This is a genomic window from Oleiphilus sp. HI0079, assembly GCF_001635105.1.
In genome coordinates this window covers 1-638 of record NZ_LWFT01000200.1, presented here as the reverse complement: position 1 = coordinate 638, position 638 = coordinate 1, and the positions used below count along the sequence as shown (strand labels likewise).

The window sequence follows — 638 nt, the reverse complement described above, 5'->3', positions numbered from 1 at the left end:
GAGGGCATCTCGATGCAGCTGTTTTTGTTCGGTGATGTCCCATCGAATAGAAAAGAACAATCTTTCTTCATCGTTCTCTGCCGGCAGAGGCGCGACAACGCTGTCCACCCAATATAAGGATTTGTCTTTCGCGCGGTTACAGATTTCTCCCCGCCAAGTTTTACCGGAAAGAATGCATTCCCAAAATTCCTGAAAAAAAGCGGTCGGGTGGGTGTTTGAGTTCACTATGGCATGGTTTTTACCGATCAGCTCTTCTCTGGAATACTTGGATATTCTGCAAAACTCGTCGCTTACTGCGACGATCTTTCCATTTATGTCGGCGACAGAGACAATAAACTCTGAGCTGATAAGGTCAAAAAGACGATCTTTCGCAAGTTCAATAGGATGGCTTAAGTCGTGCTTGGCTTCGTCTCGCATAGTTACCTATCATCAGAATTCAACGCATACGAATGCTGGATTAACGTTAGTTGATTTTCCAATATTTCCAAGAAGAGAGATCGGCTTTTTTGGGTTTTTAAGTTGCCGCAAGTGCTGCCGAGCTTGGTGCGCTCATCGGGTAGTGCGGCGATTTTTGGCAGGAAAGTTGGGGGCGTTTGCCCCCTATAGGTATGATGCTGTTGATGGTTCTATTTGGAAGA

The 638-nt window shown here is 45.8% G+C and carries 1 protein-coding gene; it reads right to left on the bottom strand.

Features of this window, described 5'->3' with window-relative positions; genetic code table 11:
* Window positions 1-417: PAS domain S-box protein (locus A3750_RS02850; protein ID WP_156498339.1), on the bottom strand; the 417-nt coding region annotated here is incomplete at its 3' end.
* Between the last annotated feature and the right edge of the window lie 221 nt (window positions 418-638).